The 25,053-nt window shown below is 41.4% G+C and carries 16 protein-coding genes; 1 reads left to right on the forward strand and 15 read right to left on the reverse strand.

Going from position 1 to position 25,053, the window contains the following annotated elements; all coding sequences use genetic code 11:
* Window positions 1–8 precede the first annotated feature (8 nt).
* The 11 genes from LCH52_14730 to nth form a co-directional block, all read right to left on the reverse strand.
* Window positions 9–1,355, reverse strand: a complete 1,347-nt coding sequence (locus LCH52_14730) for an FAD-dependent oxidoreductase (GenBank protein ID MCA0389740.1) — start codon at window positions 1,353–1,355, stop codon at window positions 9–11.
* Window positions 1,355–2,665 (reverse strand): ribosome biogenesis GTPase Der, encoded by a 1,311-nt coding sequence (gene der, locus LCH52_14735; protein ID MCA0389741.1) that lies wholly within the window; start codon window positions 2,663–2,665, stop codon window positions 1,355–1,357. The genes LCH52_14730 and der overlap by 1 nt, the downstream gene beginning before the upstream one ends.
* Window positions 2,666–2,685: 20 nt before the next feature.
* On the reverse strand, window positions 2,686–3,714 hold the full coding sequence (locus LCH52_14740; protein MCA0389742.1) for a DUF459 domain-containing protein: 1,029 nt from the start codon (window positions 3,712–3,714) through the stop codon (window positions 2,686–2,688).
* 9 nt (window positions 3,715–3,723) lie between these two features.
* Entirely contained in the window at window positions 3,724–5,136 is a 1,413-nt protein-coding gene (locus tag LCH52_14745; GenBank protein MCA0389743.1) for an MBOAT family protein, read from the reverse strand.
* A gap of 22 nt (window positions 5,137–5,158) precedes the next feature.
* The gene (locus LCH52_14750) at window positions 5,159–6,031 is read right to left on the reverse strand and encodes a DUF5683 domain-containing protein (GenBank protein MCA0389744.1); all 873 of its coding nucleotides are present in this window, start codon (window positions 6,029–6,031) and stop codon (window positions 5,159–5,161) included.
* A 12-nt stretch (window positions 6,032–6,043) separates the two neighbouring features.
* Window positions 6,044–9,115 (reverse strand): biopolymer transporter Tol, encoded by a 3,072-nt coding sequence (locus LCH52_14755; protein ID MCA0389745.1) that lies wholly within the window; start codon window positions 9,113–9,115, stop codon window positions 6,044–6,046.
* Between the two features lie 9 nt (window positions 9,116–9,124).
* The gene (locus LCH52_14760) at window positions 9,125–12,127 is read right to left on the reverse strand and encodes a T9SS type A sorting domain-containing protein (GenBank protein ID MCA0389746.1); all 3,003 of its coding nucleotides are present in this window, start codon (window positions 12,125–12,127) and stop codon (window positions 9,125–9,127) included.
* Window positions 12,128–12,260: 133 nt separating this feature from the next.
* Window positions 12,261–13,421 carry a PorV/PorQ family protein gene (locus LCH52_14765; GenBank protein MCA0389747.1) on the reverse strand — a complete coding sequence of 387 codons (1,161 nt, stop codon included), beginning with the start codon at window positions 13,419–13,421 and terminating at the stop codon, window positions 12,261–12,263.
* A 34-nt stretch (window positions 13,422–13,455) separates the two neighbouring features.
* A complete protein-coding gene (gene porU / locus LCH52_14770) occupies window positions 13,456–17,445 on the reverse strand; it encodes a type IX secretion system sortase PorU (protein MCA0389748.1) in 3,990 nt (1,329 codons plus the stop codon).
* 229 nt (window positions 17,446–17,674) lie between these two features.
* On the reverse strand, window positions 17,675–19,504 hold the full coding sequence (locus tag LCH52_14775; GenBank protein ID MCA0389749.1) for a hypothetical protein: 1,830 nt from the start codon (window positions 19,502–19,504) through the stop codon (window positions 17,675–17,677).
* Entirely contained in the window at window positions 19,497–20,144 is a 648-nt protein-coding gene (gene nth / locus LCH52_14780; protein MCA0389750.1) for an endonuclease III, read from the reverse strand. Before nth ends, LCH52_14775 begins: the two co-directional genes overlap by 8 nt.
* Window positions 20,145–20,206: 62 nt before the next feature.
* Between nth and LCH52_14785 the strand changes: the two genes are divergently transcribed.
* A complete protein-coding gene (locus LCH52_14785) occupies window positions 20,207–21,058 on the forward strand; it encodes a metalloprotease family protein (protein MCA0389751.1) in 852 nt (283 codons plus the stop codon).
* Window positions 21,059–21,101: 43 nt separating this feature from the next.
* Here the strand turns inward: LCH52_14785 and hemL are convergent, their stop codons facing one another.
* From hemL to LCH52_14805, 4 genes are all read right to left on the reverse strand, one after another.
* On the reverse strand, window positions 21,102–22,391 hold the full coding sequence (gene hemL, locus LCH52_14790) for a glutamate-1-semialdehyde 2,1-aminomutase (protein ID MCA0389752.1): 1,290 nt from the start codon (window positions 22,389–22,391) through the stop codon (window positions 21,102–21,104).
* Between the two features lie 21 nt (window positions 22,392–22,412).
* The gene (gene hemB, locus LCH52_14795) at window positions 22,413–23,396 is read right to left on the reverse strand and encodes a porphobilinogen synthase (GenBank protein ID MCA0389753.1); all 984 of its coding nucleotides are present in this window, start codon (window positions 23,394–23,396) and stop codon (window positions 22,413–22,415) included.
* Window positions 23,397–23,496: 100 nt separating this feature from the next.
* Window positions 23,497–24,012: a GNAT family N-acetyltransferase gene (locus LCH52_14800; protein MCA0389754.1), complete on the reverse strand. Its 516-nt coding sequence runs from the start codon at window positions 24,010–24,012 to the stop codon at window positions 23,497–23,499.
* Window positions 24,013–24,271: 259 nt separating this feature from the next.
* Window positions 24,272–25,053: transposase (locus tag LCH52_14805; GenBank protein MCA0389755.1), on the reverse strand; the 782-nt coding region annotated here is incomplete at its 5' end.

Here is a 25,053-nt window from a genome sequence, read left to right on the forward strand (position 1 = left end):
TTTCCGGATTATTTTTGAACTGCTTTATATGCAAGGATTTCGAGTAGATTCTTAAAGGGTGAAAGAGTCGGAGTATAATTAAAGTTGCTCTCCTTCAAATCGGTAATTTTGAGACCAGCCTTGATTGCGAGCGCGATGATATCACAATATCCTGAGACCTCTCTCCCGCCAAAAAAACCTGCACCAAGAATTTTACCGTCATTTCCGTAGAAAATTTTCCCAAACACTTTGTGAAAGTCAGGCATTACCTTAATAATTGCATCAGAAGTGGCAGAGACGGATTTATACGGAATCTGATATTTTTCCATTCTTGAAGTGCAAATACCTGTTGTGGTGGCAAAATTGTTAAACACTCTCAACGATACATTACGGATAACGGGATTCAAAAATTCATTGCCGCCTGCAGCATTTGCTCCGGCGATGTGTCCCCCGTCCCTCGCGAGTTTCGCCATAGGCAGCCACGCAGGTCTCCCTGTAACTTTTTCCTTAAGTTCTACACAATCGCCTGCTGCGAAAATATACGGGTCAGATGTTTTCATTCTGCTGTCAACTTTGATCCCCCCACAGGTTCCAATTTCAAGTCCTGCACTTCTTGCGAGATCAACATTTGGTTCAATGCCAATAGCCACAAGAACAAAGTCACATTCCTTAAGTCTTCCGTCTATTTTTATTTTCCTGACCTTCCCGCCATCGGAAAACACTTTCAAGTCGCTGGTGTTTCCGTAGAAATCGATATCCTCTGAAACGAGTGCTTCTTTAATGAGTTCCCTGATCTCCTTCACAAATCCGTGAGCAGGCAAGGGTTCTTTATCAATTAGAAAAACTTCATTTCCTGATTTCTTCAACGATTCAGCAAATTCGATACCTGAGTATGACGCACCCACAACGCACCATCTTTTATTTACAGTCTCTGACCGATTGATGAGTTGTTCAATTTCCTCAATATTGCGGACATAAAACACATTCTCAGCTTCACGGGGAAACAGCGGATGTATTTTGTGCCGGGCACCTGTGGCAAGCACCAGCCGGTCGTAGAGCAGGTCGAACTCCGTACCGTTTTTTTCAGCACGAAGGACTCTACTCCGCGAATTTATGGACAGTACCTTTGTTTCGAGAAGAAGTTCGACATTATAATGGCGCGAAAAATCTTCCTTTGAAAAAAAGAGCAATTCACCGGGTGAAGCGACCTCGCCGGAGATCAGGTAAGGAATCTCGCAGGTCCCAGTGGATACATATCTTCCTGAATCAATTACCGTTATCTCAGCATCGGGATTCTCTCTCCTCGCCTTTGCTGCAGCAGCAGGTCCTGCAGCCCTGCTCCCGATGATAACAATTTTCTTGATCAGGTGTTTCATTATTTTTCTTTAAATGATATTGTAAAAGGAACTCCTTTAAATCCAAAATGCCTTCTTATGGCTTTTTCGAGGAACCTTCTGTAGTTATCGGAAACAGCTTTTGGATAATTGCAAAAGAAAAGAAAAACGGGGTAATTATCACCTACCTGGTTGATAAATTTTATTCTGACTTCTTTTCCTGTGTGTGTCGCCGGTGGTGGTGAAGCTTCTATCTCTTTAAGAATTTTATCGTTCAACTCACTCGTTGGAATTTTTTTGTGCCGCTCCTGCTGGATCTCTTTTGCCATTTCGATGAGTTTGAATATCCGCTGCTTGGTCACGGCAGATATAAAAACCACCGGGAAATAATCATATTTACCGAGAGTTTGTGTCAGCACTTTTTCATAATACTTGGCAGTGTTGCTGTCTTTCTCGACCAGATCCCATTTGTTGACGGCGATAATCACACCTTTTCTTCGTTGAATAGCCTCTTCCAGAATCTTTTGTTCCTGATTCTCGAAGCCCTGAACAGCATCAACCATCAGCACCACTATGTGGGCATCTGCGATCGCTCTCAAGGTCCTGACCGAAGAATAATATTCAATGTTCTCTTTGATCTTTGATTTCCGTCTCAGTCCCGCGGTATCGACAATTGTGATCTCTTCACCATAAAACTTGATAATGCTGTCGATCGAATCCCTTGTAGTACCGGGAATATTCGTCACGATGCTTCTGTCGACTCCGAGAAGAGCATTAGTAAGTGACGATTTTCCTACATTGGGCCTGCCGACAAATGCAATCTTCAAACCTTCATCCAATGGGTCTTCCTCAGCGAGCGGGAACCCGTCAATGATTACCTCGAGGAAATCGCCAGTCATTCTTCCGTTCAGAGCGGAAATGGGGTGCGGCTCTCCAAACCCAAGAGAGTAAAACTCGTGCACATTATTTTCCAGCTTTTCAGAATCGATTTTGTTTACACAGAGGATCGTCCTTTTGCCGGAAGTTCTTAATAAATCGGCTATTACTTCATCTATCGGAAGCAAGCCGGTTCTGCCGTCAACCACGAAAATAATTTTGTCAGCCTCGGTAAGGGCTATCTCAACCTGCTCTCTGATTGCAGTTTCGAACTGATCCGGAGAATCAGGAACATAGCCGCCTGTATCGATAAGCCTGAATTTTTTCAGGTTCCATTCGACATATCCAAATTGCCTGTCTCTGGTTACTCCGCTGACATCGTCAACGATCGCATCTTTTGTTCCGGTCAGCCGGTTGAACAGAGTCGATTTCCCAACATTGGGACGACCGACGATTACTACTAAATTATCTCTCATATTTTCCAAACTTTTTCATATTATCTTTTGAAATCTACCTTAAATTTTTCAATTACGGCTTGTGTTAACAACTCTCCCCCACTATTTGTGAGGTGTATCCCATCATTTGCTCTGACCAAAAGCTGTTTCCCTCCGCTTTTGATGTATGCTGTGTAGTTCCCTTTATTGTCCCCAAGTACATTAATGGCTGAAATAAACTTGCCGTTGGGCATCTTTCCTGTCTCTTCCTCAAATATCTTTGAAAGGGTTCTCATCCTGCCATCAAAACCTTTGGAAAGCATTGGTGGCATCCCTATCCAATAAAATTTCTGTGAATAATTGGAAATCATGCGGGCAAAAAGATTAACTTTACTCCTGTATAAATCGATCCAGGGCTCACTGCCGTACTGAATGTCCTTTCCATCCTGCCGAATCCCCTGAGCATCGTTTGCTCCGATCATAATTACAATCAGATGAAATTTTTTCCCTTTGCAAAGTTTGTCCAGTTGCTGAAACCAGTCGAAATAGTCCTGTCTCACCAAACCTGTGGCACTTTTACCGAAATATGTTACATCAACATTACTGATTTCTTTAAGGGCTTTTTGAAGATTGTCACCAAACCCAACTTTCAACATCGAATCGCCAATGAGCAAAACCTGAAGTACAGTACTCTCATCAATGGTGACAGAATCTGGTGCAGGATTCACAGCGAGTGAATCAATCTTTGCCGCAAGATTCATCTCCTTTTTATCTGAAGGTGTTAGCCATGGATACTTCTTAACCGAAAGAAGTGATGCCGGATCATAATCCATCGTTGCCCGATACTCGATCTCGGCAAAATTTCTGTATTTTTCTCTCGTTGATGCGGTTAGATTTGTGTAAGGCACCTTGCTGCATACAGCATAAACAGGTTCATAGACCTGAATCAGAAAATCTCTTAACCCGGATTCAACGGGCATTCTGTAAATCCATTTGATGATATCAACCGAATTGAATAACGACAGAAATACAACGACCACAAGGGTCATTTTAATAACGGTAACAAGTCTGTACTGTTTAGGTTGATTCAAGTGCCCCTCTTAGAACAGAAAACTGTTAATGTTTGCTTCAATATCCAGCCCAAAGGTTCTGATCACGAGAACAGCAATACCTATCGTCATCGCCTGAGATAAAGGATGCAACTTTTCAAAGTTTACTCTGACTATTGAACCCCAGTCTTTTGGAAGAAAATGGGATAAAATACCCCACATCACTATGGAAAATCCAAGTGGGGTCAGAAATGAAGATGAAAAATCGAATCTAAAAACGGTTTTAAAATAGTCCAACGCCATCGAAAAGCTTTCTGCTCTTACAAAAACAAGACTCAAACTTACAAATGTAATAACTAACAGAGATGAAACAATTCTCATCGGCAGAGTATCTACGACTCCATCTCTCTTTTCAGATATATATCGCTCGAAAACCAAACCCGCACCGTTCAGAATACCGAAAAGAACAAAATTAAATCCGGCTCCGTACCAGATTCCACCCAGCACCACAGTGATAAAGAGATTTCTGTAAGTGAGCGATCTTCCGTTTTTGTTACCGCCTAATTGTATGTAAAGATAATTTCTAAACCACTCAGTCACAGTAACATTCCACCTTTTCCAAAAATCCCTGAGTCGTTTTGCTCGGAATGGCTGATTGAAGTTTTCGGGAAGTTCATACCCCATAAGAAGAGCGATTCCGGAAGCAATATCACTATATGCGCTAAAATTGCAATAGAATTGCAACGCAAAAGCAAAGGCACCAGCAATTGCGTCAAACGAAGAGAAATTCTCAGGATTTTGAAAAACCGGATCCACGATTTGAATCGCGAGATAGTTGGCTATAACAAGTTTTTTGAACAACCCCTTCAAAATCAATGAGGCGGCTTGTGACGCTTTGATTCCGGTTTTTTCCTCATTAGACCCAAGCTGAGCAAAAAAGTCAGATGCCTTCATCACTGGACCGGCTATCAACTTTGGGAAAAACACCAGGTAGAGCATCACATCAAAAACCGATTTGGATTTAGTCAATTCACGACGATACAAATCAACCACATAACTTATCGACTGAAGGGTAAAAAATGACAGACCGAGAGTAAGTACCGGATTGTGGGTTGAGTATCTTTGTTCAATACCCAAAAGGGCTGTAAATGTGTTGAAGCCCGACAGAAACAAACTAAAATATTTGAAGAAAAAAAGAACGACAAGACTTGTAATTATGGAAGCAACAACAAGTTTTTTTCTTTTGGATGCATCTTCAGTTGCGGATATCTTCTTCCCAAAATAAAACGAAGAACAGCCTGTAAGAAAGAACACAGGTACAAAACGCAGGTCAAGATATCCGATAAACAGAAAGCTTGCTGCCAAAAGTATATACTTCTGAACAGCAGGTTTACCGGAAACTGACCAAATTGCAACTAAAACGGTTAAACAGAATATTCCAAAATCAATTGTTGGGAAGAGCATCCAAACCAGACATCAAAAATTATTAAAACCTCAAGCTGACATTAAGTTTTGGAATAAACTCAACATCCATGGCTGTATTAATTATTTCGGGTGATAAACGAAGATTCATCGAGAGATTTTTGTTAAAAACCGCGGATGACCAGGCTGCCTCACCTGCGGAGAGTATGTGATTGATTACAACAAAAACAATGAACCTGCTCGAAGCATTATAAAAATCGTTTGCTTCGCCTCTCATCTGACTGTAACCAAGGAACATCGGTGTCAAATTTGCATTATATTCAGGTGTGTTGTCGTTCAACTGGTCTCTCCACCCGTGGTTGTACTGGGGATATTTTCCTATCAATTCGTAGTATTGTTGCTCCCCATATCTTGGCAGTTTGTGAGAAAATCTGCTTTCGATATGATTCAGTTCAGTCCAATTGACTCTCTCCCATGGTTTTAGCGATGTGTTTGGATCGATAGTCACATTACCTTCAGGCAGACCCAGAGCAGTTCTGTTTGCGATTAACCAGTTCGCATATTTGACAACACTCCAGTTCTCATCAGCATACGATTCAAATTCCTTCGTTTTATCGTCACCCTTCTTGTTGTAGAGTATTGCAGCAGTTATGAGACCCGCTTCAAGACCGACAAATATGGCGGTTTTCCAAAAATCACCATTATATGCCTGACCCGCGCCGGGTACGGCAGCAGAAAGAATTGTTGCCAGCCAAACCGATTTTTGTTGAGGATTAAGATTAATCTCACTTATCACCTCAGGCGAATAACTTCCCGCGAGGAGTCTGGCGTCTGTCTTCAGATCACCGGTGAGTTCGATTTTATTTTCAACTGCAACCTGCGAAAAGGAAGTGAAATTAAAAAGCATGAAAGCTGTGAACAATAGGAGTGTTTTCATAAATTTTCCTTTTTAAAAATCGAAACCAAAAAGAACGCCACCATAGAAATTCCATTCTTTCCCGTACTTTACCACTTCCCCCGTTTGAGTGGCTTTGGTGACATCATCAAAACCGTATGCGGCTGAGAAAAACACCGCTGTCGGGAAAAGGTAGAAGGAATTCAGAGAAAACCGGAGTTCCGCCCCAACCCCTTTTTTCAGGTTTCCTGACTCTGAGAGGTTCCCCGTCCATGCATTTCCAAGATCACCAAAAAGTGTAAGATATATCTTGTCGAGGTAAAGATGTCCAAATTTGTAATCAATATCCCTGAAGAGTGGCATTCTGTATGTCAGGTTCGCATACACTATCTCATTACCACTTATAGCATAGAATGGATACGCTTTCATCCCGACAAGTCCACCGAGGAAGAAATCAAAGAAATCCGGAACAGATGGCCCAAAAATGGTACCTCCCCTCAACTTGACACCAAGAGAATGTCCCCTGAAAGTTTCAAAGGAATAGCCTGTATTAATTTCAAGACGGTGAAAATTATAATTTTTGTACTGTGCCACCAGAATACCGTTATCCACCGAATATTCGCCATCAGGATTGAATCTGTTCATCTCATAATCATACCTGATTTCAAGATTACTCCCGATCGGATTGATATCCATATCCTTGTTTGGTTTCTTGTAGTCAGTCTTGTAGGTGGCTCTGAAATTACTTCCAATCAGATAAGTATCGTTAAATGTCGGATACAGATCTGAAGCAGTTCCGGGGATGATAAAACTTTCAATAGTTGCTGTATAGCTGCTGTAAATATATCTAAGCTCCAGGTCCTTTTCCGTTCCGAAAAGTTTATGCTTTGCGATCAGGTCAACTTCAAAAAGGTTGTAGATTACATTCGTGGAGGCTTTGGGCAGTTCTTCAAATATGATGTCCACATCTGCTTTTCGCGTCACATTATACACCTCAAGTCCAAGGTCAGGCCTTAAACCGAGAGCCGGGAGAAGCGGCAGTTTGTTTCTGTAATCGAAACTTAGAAAAAGATCTCTCTCTCCCCTTGTGTTTATCGAACCTCCTGCAAAAATACTGAACCTGTTCAGCATGTCTGAGGAACTGACATAAAGTCCGGGTTTTATCTTTTCAAGTACATTGTTTGTTGTGCTGTAGTTGTCATATCTGACAAACGGAAAAATACTCAGCCTTGAAAAAGCTCCCGAATATTTGGTTTTTGCCGTATCAGGATACTGGTAATCATTGAAGTTTTTTAACCTGTCCCAATCGACCGCTATTTTGTCTTTTTTTGGCTGGTTGCTGTCTAAAGGCGGGTCTTCCCGTTTTACATACCTTTTGCTTTCATCCACTCTCTGTTGTTCGGTCACAGGAAGATAGAAAATCTTGTAGCCTCCGGAAGTGTAGCCGGCATAAGCAATATTTCCCGATCGATCAACTGACGGCATGAAAGCACCACCTGTTACATTGGTAAGTCTTTTTGGTTCTTTCCTGGTCAAATCGTAGCTGTAGATATTAAAAATACCTGTCTCGTCTGATGAGTAAATCAGTTTGCCGTCGGCAGTTGGAACGGGACTTCTCTCATCTTTTGGCGAATTAAGCACAAACTCTACGCTTCCGCCATCAGCCGGTATCATCGCAATGTCTCGACCGTGAAGGTAGGAATAATCGAAATAAATGATTTTACTGTCAGGAGAGAACACCGGTTTGAAAACCTGCTCACCGTTTGCGTAGAAAGTCAATTGCTTAAAATTCTTTCCATCCATGTCGATTGTACCGATGTTGGTGGTTCCGTCCTTTTGAAACAGAAAAACGATTTTCTTTCCATCCGGCGAAACTGACGGCATATTTGCTCTTAAATTGTGAGTAAGTCTGGTTTCTTTCTCACTTTTTTTATCGAAAACATATATGTCATGCACCTTGTAATCGTTTGGATTATCGTCAGAAAGTTTTGAGTAGATTATCTGGTCAGTGCCGGGAACCTCGGAATAAGTGGATCTTACTCCCGGAATCAGAACCTTTTCCTCTTTCGAAGCAATATTATATTCATAGAGAGCAGTAGGTGAAAAATAGTCACTGGTTTTATTCGAAATGTAGTAAATTTTGTTCCCGTCGGATGAAAGCGAAGGGTAGAAGTTACCAAAACCGGTCTCCCCGATTAAATTACCTGTTACTTTATTCTCAAGGACAGAAGATATTCTTTCCCTGTAATCTTTCTTGAGAAATCCAGCCCACTCATTATACAACTCTTTACCACTCATTCCAAGGATGTCACTTGCAGCAGCGTCAAACGAAAAATTTGTGAGTTTTCCGAGTGCTTTTGTAAGTTTCGTCAGTTTATCTTCACCATATTTTTGAGCGATATATTTTGTCAGGGCAAATCCTGAATTGTAAACTGATTCATTACCAAGACTGGTCTTTTCAAATACCCCCATCTGATTCCATGTGAGCATATTGCTGTCAAGAACATATGACCTTAGGATCATGTCACGGTGAGCATCCCAGTAATCGTAATCAAATTCTTTTCTCATATACTGGGCTGTTCCCTCTGCAAACCATGCAGGCATGTTCAACATCGCCAACGGGTATGAAGCGATAACATTCGGGAAACCGTATAAAATGTCAGGCCTTCTTTTGTCTTCGTAATTCAAAACCTGAAGATAAACGGCGGGAACAGACCTGGTGGTTTTAAGGGAAGCCTGAATCTGAACCATATGAGTAAATTCATGGGAGATAACATTCCTCAGCCAGTTGTGTGAGCCCCTTAGATCAAAATCAAGGGCACTCGTCCAAATCTCAATTTTATTGTCAAAGAAATAAGTCGCACCGTTGGAATAATCATCAATGTCTTTAATCACATAATGTACTTTATCGGGATAATATTCATAGAGAGAACAGACAGGATCCCAAACTTCTTCTGCTATTTTGAGAACAACCCTTGCTGTTCTTTCTGCACCTTCGTGAAAATGAACTTCAACATTCTTCCCTTTGATGGTGTACCATTCGAATTCCGAATTGTATTTGTCAAATTGAGCAAAAGAATTTGCAGTAAGCAAAAAAACTGAAATTATAGCAAGTTTCCTGAACATCAAATACCGTTACTTTATTATTGCAATTTTAATGATCTTGTAATCCGATTTACCTGAAACGGTTGACTTTGCTTCAACTCTCGCCAGGTAAACTCCTGATTGAATATTACCGACATTCCAACTAATTTCTCCATCCATGCCACCCTGTCCAAATCCCTTCAACTCGGCGACATAGTCTCCTGCCAGATCAAAAATCTTTACCGAAATATCAGAATCCTCCGAAACATAATATCTGATGAATGTCTGACCGGAAACCACCGGATTCGGGTAGTTGTAAACACTTTCCTGCGGCAGATAGGAACCGTAAACCGGAAACCCGTTGCCGATTTTGATTGAATTAGTACCGGCATTATTTCCCGATTTTCCTGAATAAAACAGAGTTCCCCCGTTGAGGTTAAGCTCCCATGCTGCTATCAACCCCGATTTCCCTGATGCCTGCAGAACAATCTTATTATTGGCGAGGGAGAATGCAGGTGTATAATTCAGTGAATCACCAATCGTCAAAGGAAAACCACCAATAAGATTACCCGTTTTTCCGTCATACGCATAAAGATTTCCTGTGGCAGTAAATGCAAGCAATTCAGGATGACCTGTACCAATAAAATCTGCAGATACCGGCTTACCGATAAAAACCTCGCCTGCTTTTATTGAAACCGGGAAATTATCAGCTGGTACATTTTCAAGATTCACAGAATAAAGTTCGTTACCGGCTACATAATTTATATATACATTCCCATCCCTTTTGGTGTCAGTAACCGAAATCTGCTCGACCGGTTTGGAGGAACGAAGCTTAAATTCTTTTTCAAGCACCGGTGTTCCATTGTCGTTTTTAAATATTTTAACGGTATTACCCGATTCTAAAACTATCAATCTGATTACTCCAGACTGATCGACCATCACTCCATTTTTATAGTTTCCACTCACAAGGATTGATTTACCTTTAAAAACACCGACATGGTAGATTGTGGATGGAGTACTCTGAACAAACATTAAAGTGCCACCCGATGAGAATAAATCGGTAACGGGAACCTGGTTTGTTGAAGGGACAGCTTCAATGAGACTTAAAGGAGCTAATGAAAAACGGTAAATCACGCCTGTTGAAGTGCCGACAGCCAATGCAGGGATTTCAGTCGGACCGGAAGTAATTACAGGATCGCTTGTTATGTCCGAATTGATGGAAAGTGTGTCCAGCCCGATGGTAACTGGATCAACAACAGCAATCTTTACTTGTTTCCCGTTAACACCCGCAAAATAATTCTTCGAAGAATATACCGTCTGGGCAACCTGTTTCGATGAAAAATCAAAATCAATTACCCTGCCCGGACTGAGATCGTTTGGTTGTTCCTCAAGCAAATTCCCATATCGGTAAAAATTACCATTGTCTGTCAGAATTATTTGTGAGGGTACCCATCCATTACTTCTCTTTCCGAAGATCACCGGTTTAATTAGTGAATCCCCCAAAGAGATTGTCATTTTCATCCGGCCAAAATTCTGAGAGAAATTTTTCATGGTAATGAGAGAATTCGCTCCCTCATTACTCCGGGTGTCGGGTCTTGAAGTGCTGCTAAAAATATTTTTATAAAGATCAGCTTTATTCTCAGCAAACCAGAAATCATATTCTGTTCCTTCACCTACAACTTCATCTCCGAAAATTGTACGGAATTTTTCTCCAATATCGTTAACACCGTCAGCTTCAACTACCGCAACTCCTCTTCTCTTCTTATCAGTATTTATCTTGTTATCGGCAATTTTTTCATTGATTACTTTTTCATCAATATGCCAGATCAGTATTCCGCTTCCGGGAAGTGCCCAGTCGAATTCGTCGACATCAACGAGTACACCGGTAAGTGAGTCAATCGAATAACTGTAAAATCCTGTTGTATCTTTTGCGTATGTTTTTGTAGTGTTCACAGAACCGTTACGGAGTGTAAGTGTCACTCCATTTCTTGAAGCATCCCGTTGCCGGTTTTCAATCAAAAAATATTCTGATTCATTTATCCGCAACTTAAGTACAACTGTATCGGAGAGCAATGCAACATTTTTTGCAGAAATCGTCACATCCTTTAAGGTACCTGAAAATTCAACAGGGGTTATCCAACCCAGTCTGATTTTTTCCCAAGGCGATGGCTCAGGCGGAAAAGCTCCGTTATAAGCAAAGATAGACTGACCGTCCATCAATCCAAATCTTCCAATAGCACTCAGCCCGGTATTCGTATCAAAAAGGTCAGGAAGTCCGAGATAACTGCCAACAGTCGAAACAAGAAGTCCGTTGATGGTTATTTGAAATAAAAACCTTGAGTTGAATGAGGAAACTTCCCTGTTTTGTGTCTGTGGAAGTATCCCGGTGTTTTTTATATTAAATGTCCCTCCACTAACCGGCACACCCTGGTATCCGCTGCCGTAAAACTTTTGCAGGGCAGGCAGATTGAAGTAAATTGAAGGCAAATCCCTTTCGTTACCGAGACTTCCGGGAAGGCTGACATCGCGTCCAACACCAGCGTGAAAGATAAAGAAAAGGTTGTAGTCCTTGAAATTGAAGCCCGGATTCGCCTGATCTGCCAGAGTCCAGGTCTCCTGCACAAAATCACCCATTACCTTAAAGTCATTGGAATTGATTGGAGGAGAATAATCTCTCATGGTTTTTGAAAGTGTGACACTGTTTGGAAGTACTTCAAAAACAACTGTCTGCTTCCCGTTCGAAGCTTTGTAATAATAGTTTTTTACAAACTCGAGATGGGCTAGGAAGTAGTTCCTGTCGTGTGGCAAAGGATCGACTATTTGCTTTCCAAAGTCCTGCGAATAAATGGAAGGGAAAGTACCATTACCAACCGTTGTATTGTCATTATCGGGTTGAAATTCTGCCATTACTGCAAGAATTTTAATGGTGTCTGTACCGGTTGGTTGGGAGATATTCGAAACTGTCCGTTGAATGGAAACAGCCGGTTGCATCACCTGACCGTGAGTCAGCGGTACTAAAAGAAGTAGAAATATTGAAGTTTTAAGTAGTTTCATTTGCCGGGAATAAAATTTATACAAATTTTAAAGATAAGGGTATCGGGGATTAAGAAAAACAGAAAAGCGAAAAACAGCCCTGTTGCAGATAAAAAAAATCAAGGGACAGTCACCTGTCCCCTGATCCTGAAAATTAGAGACCTCTTGGTAATCCTTTAACTTGATCAACAAGTCCGCCCCATCCAACAAGAATGGTAAAACGAAGTGTATCGCTCAATGGATGATTTTCTCCATCCTTGAAGACGGAGGTAGAGATATAACTGAAATCAAATCCATAAATATCATATCTGATACCGGCTCCAAGAGTGATAAACTTTCTGTTTCCGTAATTTGGATCCTCATAAAAGAATCCCGAACGAAGTGCAAAAAGGAAATCACCGGGGGTGCCATACCAGTATTCAAGACCCATCGAAGTTACGATATCTGCAAGCTCTTCACCAATCGGTTTATCACCCCAGGCAGTGAAAACAGCTTTATAGAAATCATCACTTGTTCCATCAGCGTATCTTCTGACAAGAAGTTTGGTGAAGTCGAGTGTATAAGTAAGACTGTTGTACTCATCTGACAGGATTCTGTAGGCGAGACCGAGTCTGAACTGGGTCGGGATTGGATCTGCCTGAGCTCTGTCGATGTACGATATTTTTGGTCCCAGATTACTTAAATTAAGACCAATGGAGAATTTGTTACCGAGATCATAGTCTACAAAAGGTAAAACCAGTGAGGATGGTCTCCACATGAAACCAAGGTCAAAACTTACAGAGGTAGCCGTACCGGTACCCTGTTCCTGACCTGTTGGCTGATCTGAAAGACGGCTGTGTATCAATCTTAAATTAACACCCAGACCCCAGTCCTTCGATAATTTTGTTGCATAACCAACTGTTGCAGCCATATCGAATGATCTGAAAGTACCGAGAGGATCGGGTGAATCAGGACCTGTTCTGACGAACTCACCATAATTCATGTATGTGATACTCGCAGTTACACTTCCGTTGATGTCTTCTATATAATTTCTGTAAGTAGCGTAATCATAGAAAAGATCCAGTTTGAACTGTGGCAGCCAGTTAGAGTGGGTAAAACTGAATTCCTGACCTGTTAGGAACGCAATTCCTGCAGGATTCCAGAATACAGCCGATGAGTTGTCCGCAAGACCGGCTCCGGACTCTCCAATACCACCGCCTCTTGAATCGGGTGCGATCAGAAGAAATGGTACCGCTGCTTCTCCCTGAGCCAGAACGGATTTACTGAATCCGAAAACTATAAAGAAACCCAGGAATGCGATTTTGAACTTGTTCATTAATTAACCTCCAATGAAAAATAAATTAAAAACTTTATCTGACAATACTCAGCTTACCGAGTACTGTTTTGGTCTCACCACCGTTGGATGGCTTGACAATTAATTTGTAAAGGTAAGTACCGTTTCCGGCGAGATCACCATCCTGATCCCGACCATCCCACTCAATCCGCACAAAACGGTCGTTTACCCATTTCGTATCTATTTCTTTGATTTTACGGCCCGCCACTGTGTAGATCAGAATCCTTACATCAACAGTACCAGCGATGTTATGCTGGAATGTAAAAAAAGTATTCGAAGAGAACGGATTAGGATAATTCATTACATATTCGACCGCCGTCCCGTTCCCGGAAACAACCTTGAACTCCGTCTCTGCTGTAGATGCATTGTTAAATACATCCCATCCTTTTATACGGATGTTGTAGATACCCGGTTCCAGACTTGTGAATTTATAGTTTACCTTACCGCTTTTACCGCCTGAATTGAGATCACCCGTAAAATAATTCGTCAAATCGATCGGATTCTCTTCTTTCTCATTCAAAACTGCTTCAAGTTTATGACCTACTCCCAGACCTGTCGTATTCAAGCCTGTCTCGTCCTTTAATGAAACCACGAGGGTGGAGTTAGGATTTACCAAATACGCATTTTCGTACTGTGCGTCATCAAAAGTAATATCTATAACAGGTCCCTTGCCGTCATTTATAACGGACTGGTCAACCCCACCTATTGAAACATTATTAGTGAAAGCAAGACCGTCTTTGTCACTGTTAAAAAAGTAAAAAACGATTTTACCTTTTTGATTGTCATATGAAATATCTTTTGGAACAACAAAGTCAGTATTGAATTTGCCGTTTAACACTGAAACCCTTCCCCGGAAGATCAAACCACCTGGTACCTTCATACTTACATTCGATCCGATTTCAGGAAGTGGCAGTGTAGTCTCTGCATCATATACTGTTAGCAACCCTTCGCCGTTGAAATCACTCCAGTTGCTTCCGTCCGCCTTTTTAATAGTTCCGGCTATCTTTATGTTATTTAAAGCTTTAACCGGTATTATCTGAACAGAAGGATCAATGCCGTTTATGGAATCAACCTTGCCCGAAAACTGTGGCAGGGCGAGCCTAAGTGCCGGATCACAGAACAGATGGAATTTTTGGTCATTAGAACTGGTATATCTCATCTTTGTTGTCAGATAAGCCGTTCCTATTCTTCTTGGAAGATTGTCTGAATCCCTTTGTGTGCTCAAAATCTGTGAATAAAAATCATCGTTCAGGATCGTATTTTGTTCCGAAAATACAGGTCTTACCGCAGTAAAAACTCCTATGGCTCCTGCATTCGGAAGAAACAGGAGGTCCTCAGTAGCGCTTTGAGCGTCTGTTTTATCATAATATCCAAAATCGCATGTGGCGGCAGTTAAAAAGAAGTATCTGCTGTTCTTTAGTTGAGGGATTGTCGAACTTTTCACAAACACTTGTTCATGTGCCCAAAGTTCAGGACTTCCATGACCAATATAGTTCAGAAGTACCGATCCATCATTTATCGAATTGATAATTGCAGAATTCACTTCCGGTTTCCTTCTTCCCAGACTTGTCTGTACAGTTGGATAATTGATCAGATATATTTTTTTCTGATCATATTCCCTGGGTATAACTGTCTGTGAAAGTCTCTCCGACTGTTCAGTATTCCTCGCCAGATCGATACCCTGTGATGTCAGGTTGTCATCTGCTACGAGAGTGATAAGATTTTTCCAGGCATTTTTGTCTGTGGTTTTCTCATACGCGATCAGCTTGTTGAGGTAATCATTCGCCTGTTTCTGGCTTTGAATGGCTATTCTTCCGATCGCAATATCAACTTTTCTGTCCGTTCCTGCAATGCATGCAAAAAAATCATCGGTTGGATATGCCTCTATCTCCTGCAAAAATTCACGGGTCTGATAAGTCAGGACAAAATTTTTGTTTTTACCTTCAATGTTTTTGAAGTCATAATCCCCGTCTCCCCAAAGGAAAACGAAATCGGGAGTGATTTGCCAGTTGTCAAATGCGTATTTTATAAAATCCCTTAGCCCACTTGGATCCAGACTGCCGCCGTTAAACTCGTTCATAATCTCTTCGACAAAAAATATCTTTACGGAGAGGGGGTCTGAGGGGTTTGACTCTCTGAACTGCTTGTATCGATTTGCAGATTCCTGAAAATCCTTGCTCGTAACAAGTATCAGTTTCGCACCGGTGAGATCACCCCGGATATTCTGATTTGCCACTTCAACGGCATTTACAGGGGTTTTATACTGGTTTCCACAGAAAGAGTAGTATCTGCTGACGAAATTTGGCTTTTCGTATACTCTGAAGCGGTATTCACTTCCACTTTGCATTACAGGGTTTGTCACCAGCTTTACAGAAGAGTGATCTGTAATATCATAAACCTTGATATCGGTATTTGAGAAATTGTTCAGTCTGTACTCGTACAACGAATCAGGACCCGTTGTTCCTGAAATCCTCGGAGAATAAAACAAAAGGATGTCGTTGTAGGCTTTTAAATATCTTGTGTATGTAATCTCATAAAAATCGAGATATCCATAGGAAGTGCTGTTGAGAGTACCAAAAGTAAATCTGAGGACACTCCTCTCGTCAGGATAGGTCCCGAAATGTGTAACACTTCTGCTGCTGTCCATCCTGCCGTAAGAATAGGGATCGGAACCGATTCCCGTCATACTGCTCTGTCTTACAAGATTTCCATTCTCTTCGATTGTCAAACTTATTCTGTCAGTTGATCTGTTCACAAACCAGTAACGGTAATAAGAAGGAGTACCGGGCACAATACCCTCTACTTTTTTCTGATAAACACGGGATTTGACAGACTGTGAAAATTCATCACCAACGAAGTATCTCCCGCTCTGCCCGATATTTATTTTGTCTTCGTCCCAAAATTCGTAGGCATTGGAGGTTTCAACCACAGTTGGATTCGGATCAGTTACCCCTGTTTTGGTACCAGTTCTCTTGCCGTTTGCTCCACCGGATGTTATCCAGAAGTAGTTTTTTGCAGAATAGGAATGCTGATTTCTCATCATCTGTCTGCCAAGGGTATCATAATACCAGAATGCGGTGCCCCGTCCATAAAAAATGATGTTATCAGAAGGATCGAATCTCCCGTCATCTTCACCTGAAACAGTGATCGCAATCTCCTGCAGGTCTTCGGGTCTTGGCATTAATATGTTCTCCGAGAGAACATAACCGCCATTGTTATAAATCTTTATTGTTTTTGGATTGACAGTTGCCGGATCAACACCATAATTTCGCAGTTGATCATAGGTAATGCGGTAAAATCCTTCTTCCGGAGCCTCAAATCTTACCCATTTCCCTGATGAAAGCACGGTGGAACCGACTCCGGCTCCTTTTTTCAAAGCAGGCTTTGCCTTTGCTATCCACCTTTTTGCGACATCATAATTGAATATCATGTCTCTAAGCAAATCATCTTCAACATTGGAGGAAATAGTTGATCCGCCGAATGTGAATCTTATCTGAATCCTGGTCACTACTTTTATTTTGCCAAACTCTTGAGTCGCAGGGACAATGTGGATATCCTGAACATTCAATCCCCGAATTATCCCGCTCTCACCAAAGATAATATTTTCAGATAAATCGATCGTTCCGGGTTTAGAAACCCAGGTATAGACAGGGTTTCGGTCTTCGTTAAAGGAGATTTCGGCTACAGGCGGGAGTTCGCCATCAAAATACTTAAATGATGCGGATATTATCTCAGCGGTAACGCCATTTTCAAAGGGAACACCCAGCGAAATCACTCTGGATTTCAGATTTGGCATTCCTGCTTTCAGATTTGGGAGGACGCCTGCACCCCTGAAATTGATCTCACGATACAATCTCTCACCATACAAATGCATGGAGGTATCCGTATAATCGGGTATAAATTCAATTATACACGACGCAGGAGAAGATTGAACAAGTCTTAAATCACTCTGAGGAAACACTGTGAGGAACAGAGCAACAATTGACAGTGAGATTTTTTTGAGCATACTTTCCGGTTTATTGTTATTTACAAACAAACTTTGATAAACTTAGTATAAAAATCTCGTATAATTGCTCCGGTTTTACTGGCAAACTACTACATTCACGACTGAATGTCAAGTCAAAATTCATGACTTGTTTGCCTTGGCGAGTTCTGAAAATTATTTACTTCAACTTTCAAGATAATTAATTATTTGTTAATAAGCTAAATCAAAAACATTGGATAACCGACATTTTTTACTTTTTGTTGCCATATTTAGGGAATTTGACATTAAATACAGAACCTTTACCCAATTCACTTTCCACATTTATTTCGCCGTTCATTAAGCGGGTATATTTTTCGGCAATACTGAGCCCCAATCCGGAACCTTCGTATCCCCTTCCCATCCCTTCACTTGCCTGCCTAAACTCATCCCAAACCAGTTTTATCTCCTCCTCAGACATACCAATCCCGGTATCAATAATCCTGATCAGCCAAAAATCCCCTGATTCATTCAGTTTTACCTGTATTCCCCCTTTTTGAGTAAACTTGATTGCATTATTCAGAAGATTGCTGATCACATTGAGGAATAAATCCGGATCAAGATGGCAGGCTGCCTCTTTTACCATCGAGTGAAAAGTTAAAGCCAATCCCTTCTGCCCGGCTGCTGCAGTATAAAGCTTAACCTCGTCTTCGAGGTACTGAACAAGATCAACATCACGAGGCGACACTTCAATTTTTCCGGCATCATACTTTGAGAGGTCGAGTATCAGTTTTACTGTCTCTAAAAGCCGCAATCCACCTTTATGAATTGTGTTTATCATCCTGGTAAGATGCTCATCGTTTTTAAGTTCCTCACCCAGAATTTCAGAGTAGCCAAGAATACCAATTAAAGGAGTGCGCAGCTCATGACTCATATTCGCAAAAAAATTGGCTTTCACCCGGTTCATTTCTTCAGCTTTCTCTTTTGCCGCAATCAACTCCTCAAGATAATTCTTGCGTTGGAAAAAAATGCCGATATGAGTAGCTGCTATGTTCAGTATATCAACCGTTTTTTGATCAAAAAGTTGTGTATTGGAGATATTTTCAACTAATACAAGACCGATTACCTCTCCTTTTATCACAAGTTTTGTGAAGGCAACCGAACCGGGAATTAACTCTGATAAATCACTCTCTTTTCCTGCAATAATTTTATTTAGATGTGGCTGGTTAAAAACAGAATTGTTTTTTTCGTGAAGGAGAAGGTCGCATAGGGTCTGATCATGAGTATGTTGAACCGCGCTTTTCATTCTGGAATGAGTGGAATATTCAACGGTCGAGGAACCGGTAATTTTATTATAAGAGGCAAGAATGAAACGGTCAAAATCGATCAGATGCCTCAACTCTTTCTCCACTACACCGGCGACTTTAACAGTGTCCTGATTGGATAATATTATATTGGATATTCTGTACTGCATCGACTGCAACAAAAGAGCGTTTTTTTGCACTGTAATATCTTTTTGTATCCCCCAGTTTCCAACCAGCACTCCCCTTTTTATGTTCCCGATTAAGGTATTGCTGAAGTATTTTACATTTCCGTCAACATCCAGTTCTTTCGTCTCTAGATTCTCAATTTTGTAATTCGATCTGATAAAGTCTTCAGTCGCTTTTATGTTGATTTCATCAATTTTATTCCCGTAGAGTTCGAGAAGTGTCTTACCGGTCATCTCGGAAGGGAGCGAATAACCGTACAGTTTAGCAAGAGCAAAATTACTTTCTGTAATCACACCCCGGGTAATAATCTCTGTAATCTGAAGCGATACATCATCTGAAGTGTCAACAGGAGGATGATATTCAACATAAAAAATTCCTTCACTTGACTTTCTGAGAAATTCCTGAAATCTTTCTTCGCTTTTAAGCAATGAAATTTCGGCTTTTCGTCTTTCCTGTATTTCATGCTCCAGTTCTCTGTTGGCTTTTTCTATTTCCTCAATATATTTTTTCAGCGATGCAGGATAGCCATTTTCTGATCGAAAATCTGTTGAATTTTCGTCAGTCATTTCAGATGGCTGTTGAACATTTTCAGGTTCGTCAGAAGTGTTACTCATTCACAGCCACCGATCCTGCGGGACAGATGTCATTCAAGATACAACGACCGCATTCCGGTTTTCTTGCGAAACAGACATTCCTTCCGTGTGTGGCAAGTTGATGAGAAAAGAGAACCCAGTCAGAAGGATCGAGTAACTCTTTAAGTTGTGCCTCAATTTTGTCCGGATCGGCACTCTCCACCAGTCCCAGCAAATTGGAAAGCCTCTTTACATGGGTGTCAACCGCAATAGCAGGAATTCCATACGCATTCCCAACCACTACCGATGCAGTTTTTCTCCCAACCCCGGGCAACTCCTTAAGTGTGTCAAAATCAGAAGGAACTTCACCACCAAACTGACTCACAAGTATCTCGCAGCAACTCTTGATACTTTTTGCTTTTTGTCTGTAAAATCCTGTTGAGAAAATGGCTTGTTCTATCGTTTCCACGGGGGCAGAAACAAAATCTGCCGGCGATTTGAATTTCTTGAAAAGGTCTGCAGTTACCAGATTGACTCTTGCATCGGTGCATTGAGCGGAAAGCATGGTAGCTGTTAAAAGCTCGAAAGGTGAATTAAAATTCAGGGCGCAAACCGCTTCGGGATAGACCTCTTTCATCCGCCTTACGACTTCTTTCGCCTGTACTGATTTATCTGTTGACATTTTAGAGAATTCCAGATTTTTTGTAAATTGAACCACATATCAAAAAAAATTCCCGGAAACTAATGATTGACATCCTTGTAAGTGCCTCCAAAAACACCCTGATTCACCTGACACTGATGTTTGGATTGACCGGGATTATTACCATGTTGCTCTTCCTGTTGCAAAGGATGATATGCATCTCCTTTAATAAAACCACAGGGTGGAAAGGTGTCTACATCACCGCATGGATCGGAACTCCTGTTCACGAGTTTTCACATGCACTGTTCTGTGTTATTTTTGGACACAAAATCAATGAAGTTGCGCTCTTTAAACCTGACAAGGCTTCAGGTGTTCTCGGATATGTCACTCACAACTACAATCCTAAAAGTATTTACCAGTCGATCGGGAATTTTTTCATCGGTATTGCCCCCCTGCTGGTGGGAAGTCTTATACTCTTTTTACTGTTCGACACTTTTTTCCCTGATCAGGCTTCGGCTGCAATTAAATCCAATTTCAATCTAAACAAACTCGATTCCTCCATAAGTGAAGTTTTTAAGGAAGTTTATGCTGGAATTGGAACAAATTTCTCAATTCTGCGGACTTCACTTCTGAAACCCGGAATTCTTGCAATCACAATACTTTATGTGATGACCTCAATCTCTGCCCACATTGCTCCCAGTCATACCGATCTGAAAAATGCATTGCCAGGTTTTGGACTACTTGCAGGAATAATACTGACTTTTAATTTAGTGGCTGCCTTCATGAAGTTTGACACAACATTACTAATGAGCAAAATTTCATTGTTCCTGGGAAAACTGCATGGAATTTTACTTTTTGGACTCGCGCTCACAATCTTCACTTTTTTACTATTCTACATACCTCTTGCAGTTTACTATCTTTTTAAAAACAAAAGGATCCTGAACCCGTTTTTTTGATCAGAGTTCAGTTTTAAGAACCGGGGTAAAAAACCCCGGTTCGTTAAACAATTTCATTAAGAGTTTCGAAATGGGCTTTCACAGTCCTGTCAATATCTTCTTCGCTCAGTGCAGTACTCAAGAACCACGATTCAAACTGTGCGGGTGGAAGGTAAATCCCTCTGTCGAGCATTCCATGGAAAAACTTTGCGTAAAGAGCAGTATCAGATTTGACGGCAGTATCAAAATCGTAAACAGGAGAATCTGTGAAAAACATGCTGATCATCGATCCAATCCTGTTTATTCTGTAGTTTTTTCCAAGTTTATCAAGATTCTCTCTGAATCCCGTCTCCAACTGGTCGGTTCTGTCCTCCAGAAGACTGTAGATTCCCGGATTTTCCTTTATGTGTGAGAGAGCCGCATAACCTGATGCCATGGCGAGAGGATTGCCGCTAAGGGTTCCTGCCTGATAGACGGGACCGAGGGGAGCAAGCTTTTCCATAATCTCTCTTTTGCCGCCAAACGCTCCTACCGGAAGTCCCCCACCGATAATTTTACCAAAAGTTGTAAGATCGGGAGTTATTCCAAATACTTCCTGCGCACCACCGGCAGCGAGGCGGAATCCGGTCATTACTTCATCCAGAATAAAAACTATTCCCTCTTCGCTGCACAGTTCACGAAGTCCGTTTATAAAATCTTCTGTCGGTATTACTACACCCATGTTGCCTACCACAGGCTCAAGAATCAGCGCAGCCACTTCATTTTTATTGTTTTTTACGATCTCCTTAACATTATCCAGATCGTTATATCTGGCTATCAGGGTGTCTGAGGCAGTCCCTTTTGTAACACCGGGGCTGTTCGGTTCGCCGAGAGTTAGGGCACCACTGCCTGCTTTAATCAGGAAAAAGTCTGCATGTCCGTGGTAGCAGCCTTCAAATTTGATTATCTTTTCCCGACCGGTAAATCCTCTTGCCACTCTGACGGCACTCATTGTTGCTTCAGTACCCGAATTTACCATTCGTACCATTTCAACCGATGGCACCATCGAAGTAATCAGTTCTGCCATCCTGACTTCCATTTCAGTGGGTGCACCAAAACTTGATCCATTCTCAAGAGCGTCTGTCACAGCCTTTTTGATGAAAGGTGGATTATGCCCGAAAATGTGCGGTCCCCAGCTTCCAATGTAATCTATATATTCATTTCCATCCACATCGAACAGTCTGGAACCTTCACCGCGAGCCATGAAGACAGGATTGCCACCAACCGACTTAAATGCCCGTACGGGTGAGTTTACACCACCGGGAATAAAATTTTTAGCCTGTTCAAAAAGTTCTTTACTTCTTCTAATATCCATTAAAAAACTGCCTTTCAAATATCATTTTTGTCTGTCAAGAAATTTTGATGCTTCCTTGGCAAAGTATGTCAGGATCATGTCAGCTCCCGCTCTCTTAATCGAGACGAGCGATTCCATCATTACTCTTTCTTCATCTATCCAGTCAAGCTTTCCGGCTGCTTTAATCATCGCATACTCACCCGACACCTGATATGCCGCGAGTGGCATTCCCGTGGCATCTTTTACCATTTTAATTATATCAAGATATGCACCTGCCGGTTTGACCATAATAATGTCTGCACCTTCATCGATGTCACTTAATGCTTCGCGTAAGGCTTCACTGCTGTTGGCAACATCCATTTGATGCGATCTTCTGTCGCCAAATGCGGGTGCGGAATCAGCGGCATCTCTGAACGGTCCGTAGTATCCGGAGGCATACTTCACTGCATAGCTTAATACAGGAATGTTTCTAAAACCGTTTTCATCAAGTCCTTTTCTTATGGCACCAATTCTTCCGTCCATCATATCTGAAGGGGCAATTACATCAGCCCCGGCTTTTGCATGGGACACCGCTTCCTTTACAAGAAGATCAACGGTTTCATCATTCAGAATCTCCTCACCATTCAACACCCCGCAATGACCGTGCGAAGTGTACTCACACAGACAGACATCTGTCATTATGAGAAGGTCTTTCACCTCTTTTTTGATGGCACGAATAGCCCGCTGGATGATGCCTTCGTCCGAATAAGCATCGGAACCAACTTCATCCTTGTGATCAGGAATGCCAAAAAGTATCACTGCCGGAATCCCCAGAGCTGCCACCTCCTTGCATTCCTTTACCAGTTCGTCTATCGAAAACCGGAAGACTCCCGGCATCGAGCGAATCTCTTCAATTTTCCCCTCTCCGGGAATTACGAACAAAGGATAAATAAAATCGTTTTTGGTAAGAACCGTTTCTCTTACGAGATCACGCACTTTTGTATTGTATCTTAAACGGCGCAGCCTTTTTACTGGAAAGTCAGCCATGCAAATTCTCCTGGTTGAATTTTGGAATCCGGAAATTTAAAAAAATCACAAATTTAAATTTACAACTATATAAGGGGCTAATAAAAACTTTTGGCGGGTATTACTGAAAGAAAATTATTTTTTCCATGATTAAATGCTCGACTGTTGTACTACCCATGGTGAAAGGTTCTCTCCTCACAGTCTCAAATCCCTGTTTTTTATACCATTTCACACTTTTTTCATTTTGAGTCATGACACCGAGGGTGACTTTTTCGAAACGGTACTCCAAAGCGAACTCACAGGCGAAATCGAGGAGTTGTTTACCTATCCCGTTTCCCTGACTTTTAGGATGAACATAAAGTGATATTACGGTGAAAATGTTGTTGTCGTCATCTCTTCTCAGTCTCATCCAGCCTGCAACTTCACTACCGTCGTCATAAACGAAGCACTCCTCGCGGTCGGTATTCAGAATTTCCTTTAATTTGACGGGTGAATAATTTTCATCGAGATACGAATCCAGATCCCCGACAGGGATGAAAGAGTATGCATCATGCCATGTTGTGCGGAGCAATTCCCTGATTTTATCGATATCTTTGTTTTCTGCAGGTCTGATATTGATTACATTCTCGATCGACATAATAATTTTTCGTTTGAATAATTAAATATTTTTTTCATTTTGCAATATATGTATTTCCACTTGATTAGAAAATCCACACATTTCGTCTTTTATGGTGTACAAACAAATTTAAACTTGAAAGAGGCTGTCTCGATAGTAAATATCCAGCAGCCTCTTTTTTTATGTCATTTTTCGTTTTTTTGAATAATACCGGTAATTGTTCATTACCCAAAGTGACTTTTGTGTTTTTTGATCAAAAAAAAGGGTGTTATCCCTTTTTTTAAGCAAAATTTGGGGTAAAGTCGAACATTTTGCCTAATATGATCTTTCTAAAATTGTGAGCAAAAGCCACCAATCCCAACTCTGTCAGCACACCCTTTTTACCTCGAAGAGTGAACCTCGTAAATCCCATGTTTTGCTTTATGTTTCCGAAGACAGGCTCCACATCTATCTTTCTCCGTCTGTAGAGTTCTGCTCCGGTCTCTGATTCGAGTATCTCTTCGGCCTTCTGTCTTAGTTTTCTCCCTGTATGACTTATTTCTATAACTCTCTCCCCGGCACCTTTGTGACACACGCCCCGAAGTGGGCATCCTTCACAGCTCTTCGCCTTGTACCTGCTCAACTCAAGTGTGTAACCATTTTCTGTCTTTCTGTAACGTTTTCCTGCATAATCCATTCTCTGGCCCATCGGACAGATTAAACAATCCTCCTGTTGATTATAGTAAAGATTCTCGTGACTGAATGGATACTTACTTTTCCTTTTCTTCTTTGCATCATAATAATTGTACTTTATTACTCCCTTTATTCCCTCCTTATGCAGGAACTGATAATTCTCTTCAGACCCATAACCGGCATCCGCAATCAAGTACTCAGGGCTCTCTCCATATTCCTGCTGTATTCCCTTTACTACATCAGGTAATGTCGTTGTGTCACCGGGTTTCTGGAAAATATCATAACTTACCACTAACTGGTTGTTCGTTGCTATCTCTACATTATAACCCGCTTTTAACTGCCCGTTCATCATGTGATCTTCCTTCATCCGCATGAATGTCGCATCTTTAT

The sequence above is a fragment of the Bacteroidota bacterium genome, assembly GCA_020161395.1.
In the GTDB taxonomy this organism is placed as follows: Bacteria; Bacteroidota; Ignavibacteria; order Ignavibacteriales; family Ignavibacteriaceae; genus UTCHB3.